At 68.9% G+C, this 1802-nt stretch carries 1 protein-coding gene; it reads left to right on the forward strand.

Features of this window, described 5'->3' with window-relative positions; genetic code table 11:
- Positions 1-140 precede the first annotated feature (140 nt).
- Positions 141-1802, forward strand: a 1662-nt coding sequence (locus tag AB0E94_RS52790) for a non-ribosomal peptide synthetase (protein ID WP_360344515.1), incomplete at its 3' end; no start/stop codon positions are given.

Here is a 1802-nt window from a genome sequence, read left to right on the forward strand (position 1 = left end):
GTCGTTTCCTCAGTGCGGTCCTCGACGGGTCGCCGGGTTTGACCCTGCACGAGTTGAGCGCCGGGTTGACGTCTGGTCCGGACCCGTCGTGGGTGCGTGGTGAGTCGCTTGATGTCGCGCCGGTGACGGTGGATGAGCTGGTGCGTGCTCGGGTTGCGGCTGATCCGGATGCGGTCGCGGTCGTCGCCGAGGATGGCACCGAACTCACTTACCGCCAGTTCGATGCGCGGGTCAACGCTCTCGCCGGTCTGTTGATCGGTGAGGGAGTGGGGATCGGCGATCGGGTCGCGGTGGTGATGACGCGGTCGGCGGATCTGGTGGTGGTGCTGGCTGCGGTGTTGCGTGCGGGGGCGGCGTATGTGCCGGTCGATCCGGGGTATCCGGCTGACCGTATCGAGCGCATCCTTGCCGACGCTGCGCCTGCGCTGGTTGTCACCGACCGGCTCGCTGCTGAGTTGCAGGCCCGCGCGCAGCAGGATCAGGCCGCGCCGGTTCTGCCGAGGCCGTTGAGTGGTCTGGACGCTGCTGTGGTGATCTTCACGTCGGGGACGACGGGTCATCCGAAGGGTGTGGCTCTGTCGCATCGTGCTCTGGTCAACCGGCTGGTGTGGGGTGGCCGGGTGTTGGGTTACACGCGTGACAGTGTGGCGTTGTCGAAGAGTGGTGTGGGCTTCGTCGACGCGGTGACCGAGCTGTTCGGGCCGATGATCGCCGGCGCGCGGATCGTGGTCGTGGCCGCGGAGACCGCGCAGGATCCGGCCGCTCTGCTCGGCACGATCGCCCGGCATGGTGTGACGCATCTGTTGACCGTGCCGAGCCTGGCCGATGTGCTGGTCCGTCACGACGACGCGTCCACGGCGTTGGCGTCGGTCCAATCATGGGTCTCCTCTGGTGAGGCGCTGACTGCCGGGACGGCGAACGCGATGCGGGCGGTGGCGCCGCAGGCGGTGCTGCACAACTTCTACGGTTCGACCGAGGTCACCGGTGATGGCACGGCGAGCGGTGACACCACGATCGGTGCGCCGGTGGCGAACACGACCGCGCATGTTCTCGACGGGTGGCTGCGTCCGGTGCCGGCCGGGGTGGCCGGTGAGCTTTACCTGGGCGGGGTGCAACTCGCCGACGGCTACGTCGGGCGCCCGGGCCTGACCGCCAGCCGGTTCGTGGCTGATGACCAGGGCGCACGGTTGTATCGCACCGGCGACGTGGTGCGCTGGAACCCTGACGGCCGACTGGAATACCTCGGCCGTAGTGATGACCAGGTGAAGATCCGCGGGTTCCGGATCGAACTCGGCGAGATCCGTGCCGTCCTCGAACAACATCCGCTGGTGTCGGGTGCCGCAGTCCTCGCCCTGGACCACCCGGCCGGTGGCAAATACCTCGCGGCCTATGTGACCACGACGGCCGACGAGGCCGTCCTACGCGAACATGCCGCACGGTCGCTGCCGGACTACATGCTCCCGGCGACGTTCACCCGCCTGGACGTATTCCCGGTCACGGCGAACGGGAAGCTGGATCGCCGGGCGTTGCCGCAGCCGGACCTGACCGCGGGCGCCGCCACCGGCCGGCGACCGGAGACCGGCACCGAGATCGCCCTCGCCGGCATCTTCCGCGACGTGCTGCACCTCGGCGACGACCTCGACCTCGGCGTCGACAGCGACTTCTTCAGCCTCGGCGGACACTCCCTGCTCGCCACCCGCGTGGTCGCCCGCGCCAACGCACAACTCGGCACCGCACTCACCCTCCGCGACGTCTTCGACCACCCCCGGATCAGCGAACTCGCCCACATCGCCGACACCACC

The sequence above is a fragment of the Actinoplanes sp. NPDC026670 genome (assembly GCF_040638175.1).
Taxonomy (GTDB): Bacteria; Actinomycetota; Actinomycetes; order Mycobacteriales; family Micromonosporaceae; genus Actinoplanes.